The following is a 22076-nucleotide window of genomic DNA, read 5'->3' as shown; positions in this document are numbered from 1 at the left end:
CGCTCGGTGAACAGGATCGTGGAGGACCTGCGGGCCGATCGCCGCACCGACCCCGATGCCGTCAATCTCTCCTCCGACACCCAGACCAGGCCGACCGGCGGCATGCGGCAGGCCATCGCGCAGGCGGTCGTCGGAGACGAGCAGACACGCTCCGACCCGACGACTCTGGCCCTGGAGGAACGGGTCGCCGACCTGCTCGGCCATGAGGCGGCCGTCTTCCTGCCCTCGGGCACCATGTGCAATGAGATCGCGGTGCGGCTGCACGTGGGTCATGCGGGTGACGAGGTCCTGGCCGAGGCGTCGTCCCACCTGATCAACGCTGAGGCCGGCGGTCCCGCCGTGCTCTCGGGCGCGGTGCTCACTCCCATCCAGGGCGAACGTGGTGTCTTCACCGGTGACCGGCTGGCGAGCATGATCCGGCCGCCGGGCAACCGGTATACGCCGGTCACCCGGCTGGTGTCCGTCGAGCAGACCGCCAACGCCGGTGGCGGGCGCGTTTGGCCGCTGGACGCCATCCGGGAGGTCGTCGAGATCGCGAGGGAACGCGAGATCGCCACCCACCTGGACGGTGCGCGCCTGCTGAACGCCTCGGTCGCCGGCGGGGTCGAGCCGCGGACCTACGCGAGCCTCTTCGACACCGCCTGGATCGACTTCTCCAAAGGTCTGGGCGCGCCGGTGGGGGCAGTGCTCGTGGGCAGCGCGAGCCTGATCGAGCAGGCATGGCGCTACAAGCAGATGTGGGGCGGCGCGTTTCGCCAGTCGGGCATGCTCGCCGCGGCGGCCCTGTACGCGCTCGACCACCATGTCGAGCGGCTGGCCGTGGATCACGCCAATGCCAAGGCGCTGGCCGAGGGGCTGGCCGGCATCGACGGCATCGACATCGACCCGGCACATGCGGAGACGAACATCGTCTACTTCGAGGTCGACGACGCCCCCGCCTTCGAGGCCGGGCTCGCCGCTCATGGCGTGCTCGTCGGAGCCAAGGGACGCCGCCGTGTCAGGGCCGTCACCCACCTCGACATCACGGCGGACGACATCGCCACCGCGATCGCGGCGGCCAGGAAAGTCATGGGAGAACGACGATGAGGCACACGGTCCCGAGGCCGGATCCGGTGGCGAACCTGCCTCGCCTGTCCGCGCTGTTCGCGCAGGCGGGAGTGGACGCGCTGGTGGCCTCCAGTGTGGAGAACGTCATCTACCTCACCGGCTATGAACACTGGCCGCTGCACGTCTTCCGGGAGCACGACGTCTTCGCCGTGGTGCGGGCCGATGGGCGCCGCGCCCTGATCGCCCCCCGCAACGCGGGCGAATACCTCGCCATGTGCCCGCCCGACGACTGCGACCTGTACACCTACGGCGACTTCTTCGTGGCATCCGCCCCCTTCGAGGAGCTCTCGACGGTGGACCGGGCGCTGATGGCCGTCAGGCAGGAGCCACCGCACGACGACACGGCCGCCCTCGCACTCGCCCGAGCCCTGCGCGACCTGGGCGTGGCCGGCCAGCGAGTGAGCATCGACGGCCAGGCCATGAGCGCGGGAGCGCGGGCCCGGCTGGCCGAAAGCCTCTCAGCGGTCTCCGAGGTCGACGGCAACACGCTGATGCGCGCCGTACGGCGGGTCAAGACCGCGACCGAGATCGAGCGCCTGCGCGAGGTGGCGCGCGCCACCGAGGGGGCGATGCGCTCCATGTTGGAGAGTGCGCGCGTCGGCGACTCCGAGCCGGAACTGGTCCGCCGCTTCCGGCACGCGGCGCTGGAACGCGGCATCGAGCCGGGACACTGCGAGACCAACATCGGCGAGCGCGCGGGCGGCTGTTTCCCACCCGACCCCGACGTCAGGGTGCGTGAGGGGGTGGCGATCAGGTCCGACTGCGGCGGACGGTTGCGCGGCTACTGGGCCGACACCGGACGCAACTCCTTCGTCGGCGACGTGCCGAGCGCACTGGTCAAGGCGCTGGACGCGACGCGAGCCGGCATGGAGACCCTGGCCGAACTGGTCAGGCCGGGCGTGGTCGTCCCGGAACTGGCGGCGGCGGGCATCGAGGCCGTCCGACGGGCGGGGCTCCCCGAATTCCGGCGTCACCACGTCGGGCACGGAATCGGCCTGGAGATGTACGAGCACCCCATCCTGAGCCCCCGGCCGGGCGGCGAACGTCACACCCTGATCGAGGGCGAGGTCATCAACCTCGAAGTGCCCTTCTACGCCGTCGGCATCGGCGGACTCCAGCTGGAGGACACGGTGGTCGTCACCGCGAACGGCCCCGAGTTCCTCACCTCCGGCCCGAGCACGTGGACGCCGTGAGCGCCCTGCCATCCAGGGTCCTGCTCACCGGAGCGGCGGGCACCATCGGCACCTCATTGCGCGAAACCGCGCTCCGCCGGATCGCTCACCTCCGCCTCTCGGACCTCCGTCCCCTCGGCGCGACAGCGGCCCACGAGGAGTTCCTCCAGGCCGACCTCACCGACCTCGACCAGGTCAGGGTGGCCGTCCGCGGCATGGACGCGGTCATCCACCTCGGCGGCGTCGCCGACGAGACCGGTTTCGCCGCACTCAAGGGCCCTAACCTCGAAGGCGTCCGCAACGTGTTCGAGGCCTGCCGGCTGGAGCGGGTGCCACGGGTGATCAACGCCAGCTCCAACCGGGTCACCGGCTTCCACCCCGTGGACCGGACACTCGACGGGACGGAAGCCGTCCGCCCCGACGGCCTGTACGGCGCGACCAAGGCGTTCGGGGAGGCGCTGGCGAGCCTGTACGCCGACCGGTTCGGCCTCGACGTCGTCTCGGTCCGCATCGGTTCCTTCGAGGAGCGGCCGTCCGAACCGCGCCACCTGCACACCTGGTTCAGCTCCGCCGACGCGGCCAGGCTCTACGAGGCGTGCCTGGCGGCGCCGGCCGGGTTCGGCCACATCGTGATCTACGGGGTCTCACGCAACACGCGCTCATGGTGGTCGCAGAACGCGGCCGCGAGAGCGCTCGGCTACGAGCCGCAGGACGACGCGGAGCGCTTCGCGCACCTCCTGCAGCCGTATGCCGAGCGTTACCAGGGGGGTCAGTACACGCACTACGAGTACGGAGGCTGGGCCGCCAGACCGGGCGCCGACTCCACTCTCTGATCGAAGGATCGCACCATGCTCACACCCCCCGCCCAACCCACTGCCACGCGTAAATCGCGGGTGATCGCCGCGGCTGCGGTCGGCACCATGCTGGAGTGGTACGACTTCTCCGTCTACGCGGCGCTGGCGACCTGGATCGCGGCCGCCTTCTTCCCCGCCGACACTCCTGGCGTCTCGCTGTTGAGCGCCCTGGCGGTGTTCGGCGTCGGCTTCCTGTTCCGCCCACTCGGCGCCGTGGCCTTCGGCCACATCGGCGACCGGATCGGGCGCAAGGAGGCGCTCGCGCTGACCATCATCGTGATGGGCGTCTCCACCGCCCTGCTGGCCGTCGCCCCCACCCACGCGACCGCCGGCATCCTCGGCCCCGTGGTGCTGGTCGTGGCCCGCTGCGGGCAAGGCTTCTCCGGCGGCGGCGAGTTCGCGGGCGGCGCCTCCTTCCTCATCGAGCACGCGCCGGAGGGCCGCCGGGGCTTCTACGGCGCCATCCACTACATGGCGCTCATCGGCGGCAACCTGGTCGGCGCCGGCATCGTGGCGGGGCTGAGTTTCTCCCTCACCCAAGCGCAGATGGAGACCTGGGGATGGCGGGTGCCGTTCGTGATCGGGGCCGTCGCGGCCTTCGCCGGTCTCTACATCCGCCGCCGCCTGGGTGACACCCCGGTCATGGAGGGGGCCAAGAAGCAGGACGACCTCCCCCGCTCACCCTTCATCGAGGCGCTGCGGAGCGACGGCCGCGCCGTCCTGCGCGGGATGGGCCTGGTCGTCGGGTTCACCATCATGAGCTACACCTACGTCAACATGCAGTCCTACATCGTCACCGTCTCCGACCTGTCACAGGGCACGGCGGTGGCGCTCTACAGCCTCTCGCTGCTCGTCCAGCTCGGGATGATCGGCCTGTTCGGCCGCCTGTCCGACCGCGTCGGCCGCAAGCCCGTCCTCGTCGCGGGCGCGGCGCTGATGGTCGTGGTCACCTACCCGAGCTTCCTGCTCATCTCCTCCGGCTCCACCGGCCTGATCCTCGCCGGGCTGATGCTCATGGCGGTGGCGATCGCCGTCTACGCCGGCGCCTTCACCACCGTCATCACCGAGCTGATGTCCAGGCGCACCCGCTACACGGCTCTGGCGGTCAGCTACGGCTTCGCGGTGGCCATCTTCGGCGGCACCGCCGGCTTCGTGGTCGCCTGGCTGCGACAGGCGATGGGCTCCGGCATCGCGCCCGCCCTGTTCGGCGTCGTGGCGGCGGTCATCACCCTCGTCACCGCGCTCACCACCCGTGAGACCCGGTTCGCCCGGCTCGAAGACTAGGAAAGGCCTGCCATGACACCCGGATCGCCGGCCGGTGAGACGGTCATGACGATCGGTGGCCCCGTTCCCGCCGCCGACCTCGGCGTCACCCTCATGCACGAGCACCTGTTCATCAACCAGATGCGAGAACAGCGGCGAGCAGGGCTCGTCAACGACCTGGACATGATCGTAGGTGAGGTCGGCAGGTTCGCCGGTGCGGGCGGCGGCACCATCGTCGAGCTGACCGTGGCGGAGCTGGCCGACGGCGCCGCCCCCGACCCGGCGGGTTGCCACACGCGTGAGGAGGCGGGCACCGGCTGCTCGTCCGGCAGCGCCCGCCCCCTCGCGAACGTGACCGCGCTGGCCGAGGTCGCGGCCAGGACCGGCGTCCGCCTGGTGCTGGGAACGGGCCATTATCGCGACCCCTACCTGGACCGCGACTGGTTCGACCGGCACTGCGCCGACAGCATCGCCGACGAGCTCGTCCGGGACATCCAGGAGGGCATCCCTGGGACCGGGGGGGTACGCGCCGGCATCATCGGCGAGATCGGCGCCGACAAGTGGTATCTGTCGGCCGCCGAGGAACGTTCCTTCCGCGCCGCGGCCCGGGCGCACCGCCGTACCGGTGTCCCGGTGACCACGCACGCCGCGCGGTGGCCGGTGGGCCTGGTCCAGCTCGACCTGCTGTGCGGGGAAGAGGGGGTGCCGCCGGAGCGGGTGATCATCGGTCACGTCGACACGGTGAAGGCGCCTCTGGAGTACGCGCTCGATCTGGCCGCCAGGGGAGCCTGGGTGCAGTTCGACAACCTGCGCTCACGCCGCCCGCAGGACCTCGACCACCTGGCCTCCCGCGTCCTGGGCTTCGCCAGGGCAGGACGGCTGGATCGGCTGCTGCTCTCGCACGACCTGTGCACCACCGCCGACTGGCCGGACGAGGGCGGGGTCGGGCTCACCCACCTGCTCACCACTGTCAGAGGGCACCTGGTCGCCGCAGGCCTGGAGGAAGAGGAGTTCGACCAGCTCATGATCGACAACCCGCGCCGCGCGCTGGCGGGCACATGATGGACGCCGTCACAACCGCCGTCTCCGCGCTGCGGGAGAACGGGGTCCAGGTCGAGACGGACAAGCGGCGGATCGCGGAGTACTCCTACGACGCGTCCAACTACCGCGTGCGGCCCGCCGCGGTCGCCTTCCCCCGCGACGCCGGCGAGGTGACCCTGATCGCACAGCGGTGCCACGCGGCGAACCTGCCCCTGACCGGCCGCGGCGGCGGCACGTCCATGGCGGGCAACGCGATCGGCCCTGGGCTCGTCATCGACTTCTCCCGGTACCTGAACAGAATCCTGGAGATCGACGAACAGCAGGCGACCGCACGCGTGGAGGCCGGTGTCGTACTCAGCGACCTGGCGCGCGAAGCGGAGGCCGCCACCTGCGGGAGGCTCACGTTCGCGCCCGATCCCTCCTCCAGGACCAGGGCGACCATCGGTGGCGCCGTCGGCAACGACGCCTGCGGCAACCGCTCCGTGCGGCACGGCAGGACGTCCGACCACGTGCTCTCGCTGGACGTGGTGACCGCCGACGGCCTGCGCCTGACCGCGCACCGCGGCGGCCTGACCGCGACCGACCCCGGCGACACGGCGTCCGCCCGCAGGGCCGCAGAGCTGTCGGCCGGGCTCGGCGATCTGACCCGCCACCACCTGGCCGCCCTACGCACCGAGCTGGGCAGGATCCCGCGCCAGGTGTCCGGCTTCCACCTGGGGCACCTGCTGCCGGAGAACGGCTTCGACGTGGCGCGCTCCCTGGTCGGCAGCGAGGGAGCGTGCGCGCTGGTGGTCGCCGCCACGGTCCGGCTGGTCCCGGTGGCGCCCGCGACACGACTGCTGTGCCTGGGCTACCGGGACGTGGTCGAGGCGGCCATGGACGTCAAGACGATCTTGCAGTTCCGGCCCACCGCCGTGGAGGGCATGGACCGGGTGATCGTCGACACGATGCGGCGGCGGCGCGGGCACGAGTCGGTCAGCGGGCTGCCGGAGGGCGAGGCGTGGTTGTATGTCGAACTCGACGGCGATCACCTCGCCGCCGTCGACGACTCCGCCGCCGACCTGATGCGCCGCCTGGTCGCGGCGGGACGGCTGGTCGACGGGCGGGTGGTCGACAGCGCCGACGATCGCGCCTCGCTGTGGCGGGTGCGCGAGGACGGCGCCGGGCTGTCCAGCCGACTGCCACCGCCATCGCAAGACGAGCCGTCGCGGGATGAGTCGTGGCCCGGTGAGGAGTCATGGCCGGGCTGGGAGGATTCGGCCGTCGCACCCGAACGCCTGGCGGCCTACCTCGCCGACCTGCGCGAGTTGCTGTCCGCACACGGGCTGCGAGGGGTGATGTACGGGCACTTCGGGGCCGGCTGCGTCCACATGCGGGTCACTTTTGACCAGCGCACGAGCCAGGGCAGGCGCGTGATGCGCGACTTCCTGCGCGCCGCGGCCGAGCTCGTCGTCTCCCACGGCGGCTCCCTGTCCGGCGAGCACGGCGACGGACGGGCCCGATCCGAGCTGCTGCCGCTCATGTACTCGGCCGAGATGATCACCGCCTTCGAGGAGTTCAAGGACCTCTGGGACCCCGACGGGCTGCTCAACCCCGGCACCATCGTGCGCGCGGGCAGCCCGACCGGCGAGCTCGCACTCGCCGAGGTGCCGGACCGGGGCTGGGAGACGGCCTTCGACTTCGCTCCCGCCCACAGCGTCGCCCCCTTCGCCCATGCGGTCCAGAGTTGCGTGGGGGTGGGCCGCTGCCGTACCACCGGCGGGGGTTTCATGTGCCCGAGCTACCGCGCCACCCGCGACGAGAAGGATTCCACCCGCGGCAGGGCACGGGTCCTGCAGGAGATGCTCAGGGGAGACACCGGCTGGCGCTCGGAAGACGCGCGCGAGGCACTGGACCTGTGCCTGTCCTGCAAGGCCTGCTCCAGCGACTGCCCCACCGGGGTCGACATGGCGACCTACAAGGCCGAGTTCCTCCACCACTACCACCGGGGCCGGCCACGCCCGGTCTCCCACTACAGCCTCGGCTGGCTCCCGCGGTGGCTGCGTGTCACCGGACGGCTCGCACCTGCGGTGAACGCGCTGCTGGCCACCCGGCTCGGACCGCACCTGGCCCGGCTCGGCGGCGTGGCGCCCGGCAGGGCACTGCCCCGCTTCGCCGGAAAGCGAGAGCTGAGCCGGGCCCTCGGCCCGCCGGACCCGTCCGGCGGGCGCGATGGGCTCGTGCTGGTCGTGGACAGCTTCACCAAGGGCTTCCGCCCGCACGTGGCCGGTGCGGCGGCGCGGGTGCTGCGCACCGCCGCGGACTTCGTCGAATGCCGGAGCGACGTATGCTGCGGCCTCACGTGGATCTCCACCGGGCAGTTGCGCGCCGCCACCGAACGGCTCAGCCGGACGGTCGCGCTCCTCGACGACGGCACCGACCGGCCCATCGTCGTGCTCGAACCGAGCTGCGCGGCGGCTCTGACCAAGGACCTGCCCGAGCTCGTCGGCACCCCGGCCGCCCGCAGGGTGGCCGCCCGGGTGCGCGGCTTCTCGGCGATCGTGACCGAGTTGGCCGCGGCAGGCTGGCGGCCCCGGCCCGCCGCCGACCGGGCGCCGGACGGCGTCGCGGTCCAGACCCACTGCCACGAGTACGCGGTCCTCGGCGCGGCCCACCAGCGCCAGGCGCTCCAGGCGGCCGGCGTCACAGTCGCGCGAGAGTCGGCCGGCTGCTGCGGCGTGGCCGGTAACTTCGGCTTCGAGGCCCAGCACTTCCAGATGAGCATGCGGGTCGCCGAGCAGTCCCTGGCCCCCGCCCTGCGCGACACGCCCGGCCTGCCGGTGCTGACCGACGGGTTCAGCTGCCACATGCAGGTTCGCCAGCTCGACCCCGGCAGGACGGCCATGCACCTGGCCGAGCTGCTCGACCCCGCTCCAGAAGAAAGGCACCACCCATGACCACGCACGGCCTGTTCATCGACGGCACGTGGGGCCCGGCCGCATCCGGGCGGACCTTCGCCGTAGAGAACCCGGCGACCGGCGAGACCATCGCCATGGTCGCCGACGGCGACGGCGACGACGCCCGCCGCGCCATCGAGGTCGCGGGCGCACGGCAATCCGACTGGTCGCGGAGCGCGCCGCGCGAGCGCGGAGAGATCCTGCGCCGCACTTACGAGATCATCGTGAACCGCGCGGACGAGCTGGCAGCCCTCATCACCGCCGAGATGGGCAAGCCGCTGGCCGAAGCGCGCGGCGAGGTGATGTACGGCGCCGAGTTCTTCCGATGGTTCGCCGAGGAAGCGGTCAGGATCGGGGGCGACCACACTCTCAGCGGAGACGGACGCACCCGCATCCTGGTGACCAAGGGCCCGGTCGGGCCGTGCGTGCTGGTGACCCCGTGGAACTTCCCGCTCGCCATGGGCGCGCGCAAGATCGGCCCGGCCGTCGCCGCCGGCTGCACCATGGTGTTCAAGCCGGCCGAGCAGACGCCGCTCACCTCACTCGCCCTGACCCGCATCCTCACCGAGGCGGGACTGCCGGCGGGAGTGCTGAACGTCGTCACCACCTCCGACCCCGGCGGCGTGGTCGGCCCGTGGATGAGCAGCGGCATCGCCCGGAAGATCAGCTTCACCGGGTCCACCGACGTCGGCAGGCTGCTGCTCGCCCAGGCCGCCGAGAACGTCATGCGTTCGTCCATGGAGCTGGGCGGCAACGCGCCCTTCCTCGTCTGCGAGGACGCTGCCCTCGACCGCGCCGTCGAGGGCGCCGTGACCGCGAAGATGCGCAACATGGGCGAGGCGTGCACGGCCGCCAACCGGTTCTTCGTCCACCGGTCCGTGGCCGGCGAGTTCAGCGCCAAGCTGGGCGAGCGCCTGTCGGCGCTCAAGGTCGCCGACGGCGCGGCCCGAGGAGCCGAGGTCGGGCCGCTCATCGACCGGGCCGGGCTGGAAAAGGTCGAACAGTTGGTGGACGACGCGGTAGGCAGAGGCGCGTCGGTCGTCGTGGGCGGATCGCGGCTCAGCGGCAGCGGCTACTTCTACGCCCCCACGGTGCTTGCCGACGTGCCCCCGGACGCCGCGCTGATGTCCACCGAGATCTTCGGCCCTGTGGCGCCGATCATCCCGTTCGACGACGAGGAGGAGGCCGTGCGGCTGGCCAACGACACCGAGTGGGGACTGGTCGGCTACGTGTTCACCACGGACCTCGACCGCGCCTTCCGGCTCGGCGAGGCGCTGGACGTCGGCATGGTGGGCGTCAACACCGGCCTGGTCTCCAACCCTGGGGCTCCCTTCGGCGGCGTCAAGCATTCCGGCCTGGGCAGAGAAGGCGGACGAGCCGGGATCGAGGAGTATCTGGAGAGCAAGTATCTGGCCATTCCCCGTTCCTGATGGCACCGTCAGACCGCTGCGAAGGAACCTCCTCGAACAGCTGACAAGGCGAGCCGGGCTGGAACCGGGAAGCTGATTTCCCAGTTCAGGGCCTATATGGCGGCTGGTGCCACGTTGGTTGACGACACTCCAAGTTCTGCCAGGTGTTCAGGGTGTCGGGGTGCTCGACGCCCAGGACACGTTCGCGGATGGGGAGAACGGCGGCGAACTGGTCACGGGCGACAGCCGCATCCTCCGCCTCGCCGCTGGGTGATGAGGACGCCCTTGCAGGTAGGGCAGCAGATGGGCTGGTCGGCGGTCATCAGGGCCTTCTCGAGTGGTGGAGGTCGTGATCCTCGGAAGGGGGCGCCGCGGCGTACCGTCGAAGTCCAACCCTGGCCTCCTGCGGGGTCGCGACATGAGCCCCACGCACTGCCGCCACCAGTGGACGAAAATCTTCCCGGTCACTCCAGCGACGATCCTGCGTTGGCGTCCCCCAAAATCCCGGCACTCGTACCGATCTTGCGCAGACCCCACCCTTCACCCCGCGCATCCGCCATCGCGACCATCAGCGCCGCATCGGTCACCTCGTCCAGCATCGCGCGCAGCTCCGCCAACCGGCGCAGCCGTACCGCAGGCGCCAGATCGGCGACCTCCCGGCAAAAACGATCAACAGCAGCACGCAGGAACGCCACACCCTCAGAATCCGCCACCGGGCAAGACTGACCTGGTCAGACCTACAGTGTCAACAGATGTGACACCAAACCCGGTTCACCGTTCCACTCCTACTGGCAGGCCGCGTTGGTGGCGTTCTCGGCCTCATATCGTACGGTCGCCGCGCGGGCGGGCAGCGCCACCAGGGCGGACAGGATGACACAGGTGGCGGCGATCGGGACAAGGGTGCGTAATCGGGATGAGAGCACGTTCTTTCCTCCGGGGGTCAGGTGAGGGTGATGCGATCGAGGTTGGGGCCGCCGTTCGCGGTGACACCGGTCAGGCGGATCGTGTTCGGACCGGCGTTCAGTGTGACGGTGAGGGCGCTGTCGGCCCAGGCGTCCCAGTTCGCCGTCGGGCCGAACGAGCGCCCGGCTGACACGACTGTGCCGTTGACGGCGATGTCCATCGGGCGGTCGGCGGTGGTGCCGTTGGCGTAGCGGACGGTCAGGGTGGCCGGGCCGCCGGTTCCCTGGACGGTGAACTCGACGTAGGAGCCGGTCACGTTGTCGTTGTTGACGAAGCCCGTGCCGGTGTAGCCGATGTGGTTGGATTCGACCGCGCCCTGGAAGATCGTGGCGTCCTCGGCCTGGTAGTCCGCCGAGCTCGGTGCGATGTCGAGGTAGTCCACGTTGGGGCCGCCGTTCGAGGTGGTCGCCGTGGCCCGGACGATGTTCGCTCCTGTGGCGAGCGGCAGCGTGAACGTGGCGTTCGCCCAGGTGTCCCAGGAGCCCGTGCCGGGGAAGTCGCGGGTGAGGGTCACGCCGTTCAGGGTGACGGTCATCGGGCGATCGGCCGTCGTGCCGTTGGCGTAGCGGATGGTCAGGGTGGCCGGGCCGCCGGTTCCCTGGACGGTGAACTCGACGTAGGAGCCGGTCACGTTGTCGTAGTTGACGAAACCCGTGCCCGAGTACCCGGCATGGTTGGATTCGACCGCGCCCTGCGAGATCGAGGCGTCCTCGGCCTCGTACCGGGGCGCGGCGGAGGTGGGACGTGCGCGGATGAGGCGGGTCTCGCCCGGGCGCAGCGTGGCCGCGTACGAGGTGGCGACCGTGCCCTCCGATGCCCCCGACCACAGGTTCGTGACGTCGGCGGAGCCCGTGAAACCGACCTGCGACCAGGTGACGCTCACCGTGGAACTGCCCGACGTGCCCGTGTTGTACAGAGCCACGATGTAGTCGCCGTTCGCCTCCCGCTTGCGCCAGACCTGGTTGACGCCGCTGTTGACGACACGCTGCGCGGCCACCCCGTCCTGGTCCACGGCGATGAGCCGGTCGTTGGTCAGCATGGCCAGGTCGGTGGCGGTGAGCGCCGTCAGGTCGGTGCCCAGCAGCAGCGGGCCGGCGATCATCGCCCAGTGCGTCATGTGCGAACGGCGCTGGTCGGCGGTCAGCCCAACCTGGTCACCGTTGCCGACCTGCAGCGAGTCGTAGTCGTTCCACCCGCCGGGGCCGGCGTAGGGCTGCCAGGAGGCGGCGGAGTTGAACCGGCTCACGACGTGGGCCCAGTCGGTCAGGGGGAAGCCGCTGCCGTTCGGGCCGGGGCCGCAGTAGCACTCGACGTCGCCTTGGGTGCGCCAGCTGTTGGCCAGCCGTTTCCATGTGGTGGCCTGTGCGATGGGGAGGTTGTTGGACAGCGCGAAGGTGATGGGACGGCCGGTCTGGCGCAGGGCCCTGTCCCATGCTTCGACGTCGGCGACGGTGGTCGCGTCCACGCCGTCGATCTTGAGGTAGTCGACGCCCCAGGAGGCCATCTGGTTCGCCCAGGAGTCGATGAACGCCTGCGCGCCCGGATGGGAGTACTTCAGCCGGTACATGTTCTTGCAGTTGTAGTTCTTGTGCGTCTGGGTGGTGTCGGCGATGTCCTGTGCGTGGTAGGAGGTGCCCTCGATCGGCTTGTTGGCGGTGACGGCGTTCTTTGCGATGCCGGGCGTGACGTAGAAGCCGAACTTCAGCCCCTTCGCGTGCACGTAGTCCGCCAGGGCCTTGATGCCGCTGGGGAATTTGGCGGCGTCCACCGCCCACCGGCCGAAGGAGTCGACGACGAAGCCGTTGGCGTCGCACTTCTGGTAGAAGTCGTCGAGGTTGACGTACACGTAGCCCTTGGCGGCCAGGCCGCTGCTGACCAGCGCGTCGGCCTGGGCCTTCATCTTGGTCTCGTCCGGCCAGCGGCGGACGAAGCTCCAGCTGCTCCAGCCCATCGGGGGCCTGATCGACAATCCGTTGTCCGAGGCCGCGGCGGGCGCGGCGGGACCGGCGAGTCCCGCCGCGCCGAGCACCAGGACCGCGACGGCCGCGCGCCACCTGTTCATGGGGCTCCTCCCCTAGCTGATCGTGATGCGGTCGAGGTTGGGGCCGCCGCCCGCCGTGGTGGCCGTGGCCCTGATGACGTTGGCGCCCGCCGTCAGCGGGACGGTGAGGGATGCGGTCGCCCAGGTGTCCCAGTTCGCCGTCGGCGGGAACGAGGCGGATCCGGCCGGGACGCCGTTGACCGTGATGTCCATGGGCCGGTCGGCGGTGGTGCCGTTGGCGTAGCGCAGCGTGAGGGTGGCCGGGCCCGTTCCCTGGACGGAGAACTCGACGTAGGAGCCGATCAGGTTGTCGTAGTTGACGAAGCCAGTGCCGGTGTAGCCGGTGTGGTTGGACTCGGCGGCTCCCTGGGAGATCGTCGCGTCCTCCGCCTGGTATGTCGCGCTGCCGCCCGCGGTGAGGTCGAGATAGTCCAGGTTGGGGTTGCCGCCCGCGCTCGTGGCGGTGACCCGGATCGTGTTCGCGCCCGCGCCGAGCTGCACGGTGAAGGCGTGGGTGGCCCAGGTGTCCCAGTTCGCCGTCGGCGGGAACGAGGCGGATCCGGCCGGGACGCCGTTCACGGTGATCGCCGAGGGCCGGTCGGCGGTGGTGCCGTTGGCGTAGCGCACCGCCACGGTCGCCGGTCCCGCCGCGCTCGCCTGGACCGGCCACTCCACATACGAGCCGGTCGCGTTGTCGCCGTTGACGTAGCCGGTGCCGCTGTAGCCGGTGTGGGTGTTCTCGAAGGCGCCCTGGGAGATGGTGGCGTCCTCGGCCTCGTGACGGCCCGGAGGGGGAGTGGCGCCGCCGGGGTACTGTTCGCCGATCCAGGCCTCGTCCACCCGCCAGCGGGCTATGCCGTGGTGGCCGGTCTTGGTGAGCCTGACGTAGCGGGCGGTCCTCGCGGGCAGGTCGATGATCTGCACGCCTCTGGCGTTCGGCACGGTGCCCGTCTTGATCGCGCTGCCCCAGGTGGAGCCGTCGTCGCTGACGTGCACCTGGTAACCAGAGAGGCGCGCCGACCCCGAGGACGGGTAGACCGTGGAGTCCTCGCGCTGGTTGAGCGCCACGTACTGGACGCGCTTGGCCGAGCCGAGGTCGAAGGTCAGCGTCGCGGGCTCGGCGGCGTCGCTGTCCCAGTAGGTGAGGAAGTCGCCGTCGCCCGCCGCCGCGGCCGGATGCCCGCCGGCGGCCGAGCCCGCCGACATTGTCACGCCGGTGTGGATGCCCTGCCGTCCCCTGGAGACGACCTTGAAGACCGTGTCGTAGGAGTCCCAGCCCGAGATCCCGCTCAGCGTGAGCGTGCCGCCGGCCTGCGTGAACGTGACCGGGGCGCCGGTGCGCAGATTGGTCACCGAGGCGATGGCGTAACCGTTGTCCCGCAGCGACAGCGTGCTGCCGGCCGGCGGGGCGAGCACGTGGACGTAGTGCCGGTTCGGGTCGTTCTTCGCGATCGTCGTCACGCCGTGCGCGCCGTCGTTCCAGAACCCGGGTTTGAGGCCGCCGTACATGTAGCCGCCGCCCTCGGTGCCGTCCAGCGACTCCCAGATCTGGTCGAGGTAGCCGGCGGCGAAGGTGTTGAAGGCGGCCTGCTGCGCCGGGAACCTGCCGTTGACCATGGCGGTCTCGGCCATGAGCGCCTTGACCGACGATCCGGCGTTGGTGACGAGCCGGCCGAGCGTGAGCTTGCGGTCCACGGCCTGGTCGGTGCCGCCGTACCACCAGGGGCCGCCGGTGGGGAGCTTGAAGTCGGCCTCGATCAGGCGCGGCAGCGCCGTGTAGAGCGCCTGCGGGTAGTCGTAGGACGGCGTCATGCCGGTCTTCTGCTCGTTGCTGATCATGTCCATGATCGGCGTGTCTTCGTTGTTGTTCGACAGCGTCATGTCGGGGCGCTGCTGGTAGATCTTGGCGTAGAGGTTGTTGCGCTCCCAGTAGGCGTTGTCGTTGTCGATCCAGAACCCGGCGAGTTTCGGATAACGCTGCATCTGCTCGAAGAACTGCAGGTAGCTGAACTCGCCGAAGCCGTCGCGGGTGGTCAGGTCCACGGGGTGTCCCACGTAGGCGGAGAAGGCGGCGGAGTTGAGCCACGAGCCCGACGACAACCCCTCGCTGTGCCACTGCGGGTCGTCGGTCATGTAGTTGATGACCTTGAGGCCCCGCGCGTCCGCGGCGTCGATCAGCTCGCCGAGGAAGTCGCGCGTGGTGCGGCAGGAGCCGGGGATCTGCGACGGGTACGGCCTGGCGTAGCCGAGCCTGCTGTGGAACGTGGCCAGCACCAGGTACTGGGCGTGCAGCTTCAGCGCCTCGTTCACCCAGTAGTCCGGCGTCCAGCCGCCGCTCGTGACGTCGGATTCCCAGGCGCTGCAACTGGTGTGCTGGGGCGAGGTGCGTTCGCCCCAGTGCAGGAACAGCCCGGCGGTCGAGCCCCGCAGGAACGCCTGGCGTGGATGCTGCAGGTCGGCCCGCGCGGCAGGCGCGATGAGCAGGAGGGCGAGCACGGCGATCATCGCCGTCCGCGACGACGCACGGAACATGACGGGGGCTCCTCGGGCTTCTAGGCGGGGGTGGCGACGTCGAGATGGTCGAGGTTGGGGCCGCCGGTCGCGGTGGTCGCGGTGGCCCTGACCGTGTTGGCGCCGGCGACGAGCGGGACGCTGATCGAGGCGGTTGCCCAGGCGTCCCAGGAACCGGTGCCGGGGAAGCCGAGGACGGCGGCCACCGTGCCGTTGACCACGATGGCCATCGGACGGTCGAGGGTTGTCCCGTTCGCGTGGCGCAGGGTGAGGGTGGCCTGTCCGGCGGTGGCCGAGGTGACGGTGAACTCCACGAAGGAGCCGGTGAGGTTGTCGTAGTTGACGAAGCCCGTGCCGGTGAAGCCCGGGTGGTTGGACTCGACGCCGCCCTGGGAGACCGTCGCGTCCTCGGCCTCGTACCTGGTCGGGGGCGGGCCGTCCGCGGGCTCGAAGGCGGGGTCGCTGGACAGGACGACCCGGTCGAGGCGGGCGCCGTCCTCGCGGTAGGCGAAGGTGATGCTCTGCCGGCCCGGCGCCAGGTCGTAGGTGACCGGGAGTCGCACCCAGTGCCATGCCGTGCCAGGCGGGATGTTGTTCCAGCTGGTCCAGGCCCCGGTGCCGGAACGCACCCAGAACGAGTCGTCGGAGGTGGTCGCCGCGATCACGCGAGCCCACACACCGAACGTGCCGGCATCGGGCACGTCGAACGGCAGCGTCGTCCAGCCGGTGGACGGCGGGCTGGTCTGGCTGTTGTTGCCTGCGGCGACGCTCACGTACGAGCCGCCCGAGGCCGCGGGGTCGGCCGAGATCCGCATCGGCTCGGTGACCGTGCCGGACTCGGCCTCGGAGTACCGGGTGACGGGGTTGCCCGGTATGGGGGTGGAGTTCGTGGGACGCACACGCAACGCCCCGCCGCCGGTGTTCGCGCTGTCGCGCACGGCATACCCGGTGACGCCGCTGAAGCCCACGTCATAGGCGCTGCCGGTGCCGCGTTGTGCCACCACGCCGGTCAGCACCACGTTCGAGGCGTCGTCGACGATGACGGCGGGCCGGTCGTCGTTCTCGTCGAACCGGGTCTCGCCGTTGAGGGTGATGCCGGTGGCGTGCCTGATCCAGTACCCGTACGAGGGCCGTGCGCCGTAATCACGCGGGGGATAGGTGGTCAGGAACTCCCCGGGGACCCGGGTGGCCTCCGAGGCGGGGTGCCCGCCGGGAACCTGGAGATCCACGTCGGTGAGTGTGATGCCCGGACCGATGTCCACCGAGGGTGTGCCCGTCATGGTGCTGGTGTAGTCGGAGGCGCCGACCGTGCCGGTCACGACGGGGGCGCTCAGGTCGGTGCCGGTGACGCGGGTCAGGGTGATGTTCCTGATGCGCCCGGCGGGCGGGGAGCCAGGACAACGTCTCCGTTCGCCGATCTTGAAGAAGAGGGGCGAGGTCGTCTTGGTGAGCGTCACGTCCTCGTAGGCGACGTCCTCGATGATCGCGCCGTCCATGGAGACGATGCCGATGCCGGCCTTGCCCGCGCCGAGCACGCTGATCCGCTCGAACCTGAAGTCGCGGAAGTTCCCGCAGGTCTCCGAGCCGAACTGCAGCGCGTTGTTCTCGTGGGAGTAGACCGTGGTGTCGCGAACGCGGACGTTCTGGCTGGTGTAGGTGTGCCCGAGGGCGTAGTCGCTCTTGAACACCAAGGCGTCGTCGCTCGCCTCGATGCGGCTGCCCGCGACGGTGACGTTCCAGCTGTTGATCAGATTGACGCCGTCGCGCACGCCGCTGCTGGAGTAGACCGTCGTGAGGTTGTCGATCGCGATGTCGTGACAGCCGTTGATCAGCGCGGCGAAATGCCCGCCACGCCGGAAGGTGACCCCGGACAGGCTGACGTCCGAGCACTCGGTGAGCGTCAGCGCTTTGTCGGCCTGGCCCGAGGAGGGGGTGCCGGTGACGAGCTTGCCGTCCCCGTCGATCGTGCCGGCGCCGGTGAGGTGCACGTCGGTGACGCCGCTGCCCCACATGAGTGAGTTGTGGAAGTGGCTGTGGCCGTAGTCCTGGTAGGCGTCGTTGGCGTTGGCCTCGGGAACGTCCATGCCGCTTCCCGCAGCCAGGATGGTGGCGCCGCCGTCGAGCCTGAGCGTGATGTGGGACTTGAGGTGGATCGTTCGAGCCCGGTACCGGCCTGGAGGAAACACGACGATGCCTCCAGGGGCGGCGCTCGCGGCGTTGATCGCCCGGTCGACGGCGTCGTCGTCGTTCGTCGAGCCGTCCCCGGTCGCGCCGTAGGCACGCACGTCGAACTCCGCGGCGGCGAACGCCGTGGCGGACAGGGCGGGGATTCCAGGCCAGACGAGAGCACATACCAGGAGAATCCTTCGCAGGACGGTCATGGCCGGAGCTCCACGTAGTCGAGATTGGGCAGGCCGCCCGAGGTCGTGGCGGTGAGCCGTACGGTGTTGACGCCCGCCACCGTGGGAATGACGGCCGAGGTCGAAACCCAGGTCGTCCAAGCGCCGGTGCCAGGAGCGTTCACCGACGGATTGACCAGCATGCCGTTCACTGTGAGCGAGAAGGGCCGGTCGGTCGTGGTCCCGTTGGCGTAGCGGATGGTGAGCGGGCGCTGGCCGGGCTCGGGCAGCGTGACGGAGAACTTCACGTAGGCTCCCGTGACGTTGTCGCTGTTGACGAACCCGGTCCCGGAATAGCCGGCGTGGTTGGACTCGACGACGCCCTGCGAGATCGTGGCGTTCTCGGCCTCGTAGCGGTCCGCGGGCGGCGGCTGGGTGTTCGAGATGTCCCTGCCGTTGACGAAGACGCCGGTCAGCACGAGGTCATCGACGTAGGTGGCGGTGGGAGCGGCCGTGGTGACGCGGGTGAACACGCTGTTGCTGATCGTCACGTTCTTGATGTGGTCGCTTGAGCGTCCCTGCAGGTCGTATGCCTGCGCGGCGCCGTCGATCGTCACGCCGTCGGCGGTGACGTTCTGCACGACCGGCGGCAGCGATCCGGACGTCTCGTAGTTCAGCGTGATGAAGAGGGCGCTGCGCTCCAGGTTCCTGCCGGAGATCCGGCGCAGATGGACTCCGTCCACGAAGCCGCCGCGGTTGAAGCTGGTCTTGACGTAGAGGGCGTACTTGAGGGGGTAACGGCCGGGGAAGTCGGCGGGGTTGCACACGCAGTCCTCGGCGAAGACGTCGCGGACGCCGCCGGACATCTCGCTGCCGATCGTGACGCCGCCCCAGCGACCGCTGAACCGGCAGTTCTGGATCACGATGTTCTGCGACGGCCTGCCGACGCGGCGTCCGTCCCGGTCACGGCCTGACTTGACCGGGACGCAGTCGTCGTTGGTGTTGAACCGGCAGCCGGTGATCAGGACATCGGTGCACGAGTCGGGGTCACAGCCGTCGCCCTGGGAGTTCGTCGAGTAGAAGGTGACGTCGCGCACGGTGACGTTCGAGCAGTACACCGGATGCAGGGTCCACATCGCCGGGTTGCGCAGGCTGACGTCCTGCACGAGCACCCCCGTGCAGCGGTAGAGCCCGATCATGTTCGGGCGCAGTTTGTGGCCCGCGCCGAACTGCCGTTGTGCCACCGGGTGGTCGCCGGCGCCCCAGGCGCGGAGCTGGTCCCGGTCCGCGCCGCCGTTCCCCCACGAGGCCCACTCTCCCGCGGGCGCGTTGCCGTCGATGGTGCCCGTGCCCGTGATCGCGATGTTGGTCTGGCCGTCGGCGTGGATGAAGGGCGAGTAGTTGTAGCACTCGATGCCCTCCCACCGGGTGAACACGTTCGGCAGGTAGGAGCCGGTGTCGGTGCGGAACCTGATCGTGCCGTTCACCTGGAGGTTGACGTTCGACAGCAGGTGGATCGCGCCGGTGCGGTAGACGCCCGCCGGGACGACGACCCGTCCGCCGCCCGCGGCGTTGCAGGCGGCGATGGCCTGGCGGAAGGCGGAGGTGCAGTCGGTGGTGTCGTCGCCGACGGCCCCGTGGTCGGTGATGGAGAACGTGCGGTCGGGGAAGGCCGGGGGCACGATCCGGGCCAGGATCTCGGGCACCCGGTCCCATGGGCTCGCCGCGGTGCTCCCCGCGGCTGCGCTCGCCGCCCCTCCTCGCGCCTTGCTCGACATGATGATGATCGTGCCGCCTGCGAGGATCCCCGTGCGCAGGACGTCACGCCGCGACGGTCTCATTGGAGCACCTCCAGGTAGTCCAGGTTCGGGCAGCCGCCGGCCGCGGTCGCGGTGAGGCGGATCGTGTTCGCACCGGCGACGAGGTCGGCGGCGATGCTCTTGGACGCCCACGCGGTCCAAGAACCGGTGCCGGGGAAGGAGACGGCGGAGGCGACCAGCGGATTCAGGGGCGCCCGGCCGACCAGCACGTCACCCTCGATGATCTTGTGTTCGATGGTCTGCACGCCGTCCACACGGCGTAACGACGTGACGGTGATCGGAAGGCTGCCCGTTCCCGGTCGCTTGGTCTGGCTGATGTGGGTGAAGGTGGTGGAGGCCTTGAGCGAGCTCGGGATGTACATCGAGCACGTCACGCGCCAGGTCTCGCCGAGCAGCCACCGGAGGTATCCGGTCGGTGTCCGGGTGCCGGTGACCTCCTGGCGCTGGCGGTCCGTCATCGTGTCCCGGTCCACCGTGTGCATGGTGAAGCGGAAGTTGTTCCCCTCGGGGAAGATGTGCGGCTGACCGGCCGGATGCGAGCCGGCCCGATCGTCCTCGATCGTCTCGAACGCGTCGAGGCCGCCGATGGACGCCTCGGGCGCCCACATCAGCTTCCACGCCACGCCTGACGTCGTCGTGGCGGGGCGGGCTGCGGCCGGGGCGAGCAGTGCCGCGCCGACGAGCGTGCCGAGCTGCCGGCGTGACAGGTTGCCGCCCGTCATGAGCCGACCTCCAGATAGTCGAGGTTGGGGCCGCCGGCGGCCGTGACGGCCGTCGCCCTGACACTGTTGCCCCCCGCCCGCAGCGGGGCTGCGATGGCGGTGGTCCGCCACGTCGACCAGGCCCCGGTGCCGGGGAAGGACTTGCCGGGCGCGACCACGATGCCGTTGACGGCGATGTCCATCGGCCGGTCGGACGTCGTGCCGTTCGCATACCGCAGGGTCAGGGTGGCGTGTCCCGCCGCGGCCGCATTCACGGTGAACTCGACGTAGGAGCCGATGAGATTGTCGTAGTTGACGAAGCCGGTGCCGGAGTAGCCCGCGTGGTCGGATTCGGCCGCGCCCTGGGAGATCGTGGCGTCCTCGGCCTCGTAGCGGACCCCTGTGGGCGGTGGCTGTCCGTACAGGGTGCCGTTGATGCGGACGTTCTGGAGCAGCACGTTGTCGGCGTTGGTGATCTGCGGGGCAGGTGCGTCGATCTGGGTGAACACGCTGTTGGTGATCGTCACGTTCCTGATGTGGCTCGCGGCCGAGCCCGACAGCTTGACGGCGAACGGGGAGCCGGCGATGGTCAGCCCGTCCACGGTGAGGTTCTGGATCACCGGGTTGACGATGGGGCCGTTGCCCGGGCCGGTGAGGCTGTAGTTCATGTCGACGAAGAAGCCGCCGCGGTCGCACGGGCCGCCGGTCAGATTCCGGACGTGGACGCCGTCCACCACACCCCCGCGCCGGTTGTTGGTCTTCAAGTAGACGGCGTAGAAGCTGTGGTAATCGGAACCGGCGTGGATGCGGTTGTTCTCGGCGAAGACGTCGTGGACGCCGCCGGACATCTCGCTGCCCACCGTGATCGCGCCCCACCGGCCGTAGTAGTCGTTGTCGCGGATGACGATGCCGGTCGACGGTACGCCGACGCGGCGGCCATCGGTGTCACGGCCCGACTTGATGACGGTCCCGTCGTCGCCGGTGTCGAACGAGCAGCCCTCGATCAGCACGTCGGAGCAGCATTCGGGGTCGACGCCGTCCACCATGGCGCCGCGGCTGTAGATTTTGATCCGCCGTAGGGTGATATTTCGGGACAGCACTGGATGGACCGTCCACATGGCCGGGTTCCGCAGGTCGAGATCCTCGATGAGGATGTTCGTGCAGTCGTAAAGCTGGATCATGTTCGGCTTGAGGTAGTGCCCCTCGCCGAACTGCCGCTCTTCCACCGGCACGCCGTCCACTGCCTGTTGCTGCAGCAGGTCCCAGTCGGGGCCGCGCTGGGAGTCGAAGCCGAACCAGGGGCCGGCCGCCGCGTTGCCGTCGATCGTGCCGGTCCCCGTCAGCGCGAGGTTCGTCTGGCCGCGGGCGTAGATGAAGGGCGAGTAGTTGTGGCACTCGATGCCCTGCCAGCGGGTGAAGACGTTCGGCAGATAGGAGCCCGCGTCGGACCTGAACCTGATCGTCGCGCCGGACTCTACGTGCAGGCGCACGTTCGACAGCAGGTGGATCCTGCCCGTCCGGAACCTACCGGTCCCGGGCACGAGTACGGTCCCGCCGCCGGCGGCGTTGCAGGCGGCGATGGCCTGGCGGAAGGCGGAGGTGCAGTCGGTGGTGTTGTCGCCGACGGCCCCGTGGTCGGTGATGGAGAACGTGCGGTCGGGGAAGACCGGGGGCACGATCCTGGCCAGGATCTCGGGCACCCGGTCCCACGGGCTCGCCGCGCCGGTGGAGGAGGCCGGGAAGGAGGCGGACGCGGTGGGGGCGAGGAGCGCGGCCTTGAGTACGGCCCTTCTGGACGGAGGCATCAAGGGCTCCTGGGATCGGTCCGGCGGCCGCGCACCGGCGCGGCCGCCGGTGGTTTCACTGGATGGCGGAGCGGCGGATCGTGTCGGCGGTGCCGTCGCCGTTGTTGTCGGAGT

The 22076-nt window shown here is 70.2% G+C and carries 15 protein-coding genes; 7 read left to right on the top strand and 8 right to left on the bottom strand.

Features of this window, described 5'->3' with window-relative positions:
- The first annotated feature begins 6 nt into the window (after positions 1 to 6).
- From ABZ815_RS49045 to ABZ815_RS49015, 7 genes are read left to right on the top strand one after another with little or no spacing between them, the layout of a single operon-like run.
- Complete coding sequence (locus ABZ815_RS49045) at positions 7 to 1086, top strand: threonine aldolase family protein (RefSeq protein ID WP_357709326.1); 1080 nt, start codon at positions 7 to 9, stop codon at positions 1084 to 1086.
- Complete coding sequence (locus ABZ815_RS49040; protein WP_357709323.1) at positions 1083 to 2300, top strand: Xaa-Pro peptidase family protein; 1218 nt, start codon at positions 1083 to 1085, stop codon at positions 2298 to 2300. Before ABZ815_RS49045 ends, ABZ815_RS49040 begins: the two co-directional genes overlap by 4 nt.
- Positions 2297 to 3112, top strand: coding sequence for an NAD(P)-dependent oxidoreductase (locus ABZ815_RS49035; protein WP_357709320.1), 816 nt, complete (start codon positions 2297 to 2299; stop codon positions 3110 to 3112). Before ABZ815_RS49040 ends, ABZ815_RS49035 begins: the two co-directional genes overlap by 4 nt.
- Positions 3113 to 3127: 15 nt before the next feature.
- Positions 3128 to 4417, top strand: a complete 1290-nt coding sequence (locus ABZ815_RS49030; protein WP_357709317.1) for an MFS transporter — start codon at positions 3128 to 3130, stop codon at positions 4415 to 4417.
- Between the two features lie 45 nt (positions 4418 to 4462).
- Positions 4463 to 5458 carry a hypothetical protein gene (locus ABZ815_RS49025; RefSeq protein WP_357709314.1) on the top strand — a complete coding sequence of 332 codons (996 nt, stop codon included), beginning with the start codon at positions 4463 to 4465 and terminating at the stop codon, positions 5456 to 5458.
- Positions 5455 to 8373, top strand: a complete 2919-nt coding sequence (locus ABZ815_RS49020; RefSeq protein ID WP_357709311.1) for an FAD-binding and (Fe-S)-binding domain-containing protein — start codon at positions 5455 to 5457, stop codon at positions 8371 to 8373. The genes ABZ815_RS49025 and ABZ815_RS49020 overlap by 4 nt, the downstream gene beginning before the upstream one ends.
- Positions 8370 to 9803, top strand: coding sequence for an NAD-dependent succinate-semialdehyde dehydrogenase (locus ABZ815_RS49015; protein ID WP_357709308.1), 1434 nt, complete (start codon positions 8370 to 8372; stop codon positions 9801 to 9803). The genes ABZ815_RS49020 and ABZ815_RS49015 overlap by 4 nt, the downstream gene beginning before the upstream one ends.
- 443 nt (positions 9804 to 10246) lie before the next feature.
- On the opposite strand, the gene ABZ815_RS49010 is transcribed toward ABZ815_RS49015, so the two are convergent.
- The 8 genes from ABZ815_RS49010 to ABZ815_RS48975 form a co-directional block, all read right to left on the bottom strand.
- A complete protein-coding gene (locus ABZ815_RS49010) occupies positions 10247 to 10477 on the bottom strand; it encodes a hypothetical protein (protein ID WP_357709305.1) in 231 nt (76 codons plus the stop codon).
- Positions 10478 to 10567: 90 nt separating this feature from the next.
- Entirely contained in the window at positions 10568 to 10705 is a 138-nt protein-coding gene (locus ABZ815_RS49005; RefSeq protein ID WP_357709302.1) for a hypothetical protein, read from the bottom strand.
- A 17-nt stretch (positions 10706 to 10722) separates the two neighbouring features.
- The gene (locus ABZ815_RS49000) at positions 10723 to 12807 is read right to left on the bottom strand and encodes a carbohydrate-binding protein (RefSeq protein ID WP_357709299.1); all 2085 of its coding nucleotides are present in this window, start codon (positions 12805 to 12807) and stop codon (positions 10723 to 10725) included.
- A 12-nt stretch (positions 12808 to 12819) separates the two neighbouring features.
- Positions 12820 to 15318: a carbohydrate-binding protein gene (locus tag ABZ815_RS48995; protein WP_357709296.1), complete on the bottom strand. Its 2499-nt coding sequence runs from the start codon at positions 15316 to 15318 to the stop codon at positions 12820 to 12822.
- A gap of 20 nt (positions 15319 to 15338) precedes the next feature.
- On the bottom strand, positions 15339 to 17678 hold the full coding sequence (locus ABZ815_RS48990) for a glycosyl hydrolase family 28 protein (RefSeq protein ID WP_357709293.1): 2340 nt from the start codon (positions 17676 to 17678) through the stop codon (positions 15339 to 15341).
- Positions 17675 to 19477, bottom strand: a complete 1803-nt coding sequence (locus ABZ815_RS48985; protein WP_357709290.1) for a glycosyl hydrolase family 28 protein — start codon at positions 19475 to 19477, stop codon at positions 17675 to 17677. The genes ABZ815_RS48990 and ABZ815_RS48985 overlap by 4 nt, the downstream gene beginning before the upstream one ends.
- Complete coding sequence (locus ABZ815_RS48980; RefSeq protein ID WP_357709288.1) at positions 19474 to 20178, bottom strand: hypothetical protein; 705 nt, start codon at positions 20176 to 20178, stop codon at positions 19474 to 19476. Before ABZ815_RS48980 ends, ABZ815_RS48985 begins: the two co-directional genes overlap by 4 nt.
- Positions 20175 to 21962, bottom strand: a complete 1788-nt coding sequence (locus ABZ815_RS48975; RefSeq protein WP_357709285.1) for a glycosyl hydrolase family 28 protein — start codon at positions 21960 to 21962, stop codon at positions 20175 to 20177. Before ABZ815_RS48975 ends, ABZ815_RS48980 begins: the two co-directional genes overlap by 4 nt.
- Positions 21963 to 22076: the final 114 nt, after the last annotated feature.

Origin of the sequence: Nonomuraea sp. NPDC047529, from assembly GCF_040642995.1 — a bacterium.
Lineage (GTDB): Bacteria > Actinomycetota > Actinomycetes > Streptosporangiales > Streptosporangiaceae > Nonomuraea.
This window is presented reverse-complemented; position numbering and strand designations above follow the sequence as displayed.